Here is a 1036-nt window from a genome sequence, read left to right on the forward strand (position 1 = left end):
GGAAATCACTTGCAGAGTGGCAGTAAATCATATTGTGGAACTCACAGAGGAGGAGAAAGCCGAAGCAAGGCAAGAAGCCATCAAGCAGTACCAACGTGAGGAACTTGCCAAGATACAGAGCCGTAACGCACGAGTGAAGAAAACCGAAAGCGCAGCACCCCAAACACAACCGTCACTATTTGATTTTTAAGCCTATGAAACCAAGAAACAAATATGAGAAGGCAGTCCTTGCCGAGAGTAAGCACCTTCGCCCGATAACCAAGACACAGAGCAAATGGGCATTCCGTGAATGTATAGACCATTTCGCCTACCGACTGCCCAAAGGTCGCACAACGTGTATGGATTGTGGGCATAGTTGGACAATAGAAAAGCCTACGGACACTTGCATCTGCCCCCATTGCGGGGCAAGGTTGCAGGTCAAGGAAACCTTTGAACGCAAGATTAGGCAGAAGCAGTACTTTACAATACTTACCACTTGCGGAGAATACCAAATACTAAGAATGTTCCTCCTTTCTGTGGAAATGGAGAAAGGTTGCAAGGCATCTTCATATACCTTTGAAATCGGTCAGTATTGGTGGAACGCACAAGGAAGAAAAACGATTATTGCCGTTCAACGAACATTAGGCAGATACATTGACACCTTTTCTTTCTGTTCGCCAATGGCAGTACGCAACGACAACGAAGCCTACCGCCATATATCGTACTCACCGATATATCCCAAGTTCAAGGTTACGGACACACTCCGCAGAAATGGTTTTGAGGGAAACTTCCACAATATAGTGCCTACCGAACTTATACCGGCACTGCTTTCCGATAGCCGTGTGGAAACCTTGTTGAAGTCGGGGCAAATCCCGCTACTCAAATTCTTCATGCACAATGGTCGAAGAAGCATTGATAGCTATTGGGCATCTATCCGCATCTGTTTGCGAAACGGCTACCATATAGAGGACGGAAGTCTATGGTGTGATATGGTGGATATGCTCAATCAATTAGGCAAGGATATTCACAATGCCAAGTATGTTTGCCCCACCGACCT

Annotated in this window: 2 protein-coding genes; both read left to right on the plus strand. The window is 46.1% G+C overall.

The annotated features are described in order from the left end of the window. On the plus strand, window positions 1-190 hold a 190-nt coding region (locus tag HMPREF1640_RS12240), incomplete at its 5' end, for a Cas9 inhibitor AcrIIA9 family protein (protein ID WP_036895311.1). Window positions 191-194: 4 nt separating this feature from the next. Next, window positions 195-1036: PcfJ domain-containing protein (locus tag HMPREF1640_RS12245; protein WP_036895313.1), on the plus strand; the 842-nt coding region annotated here is incomplete at its 3' end.

This window comes from Prevotella sp. S7-1-8 (assembly GCF_000758925.1).
GTDB lineage: Bacteria > Bacteroidota > Bacteroidia > Bacteroidales > Bacteroidaceae > Prevotella.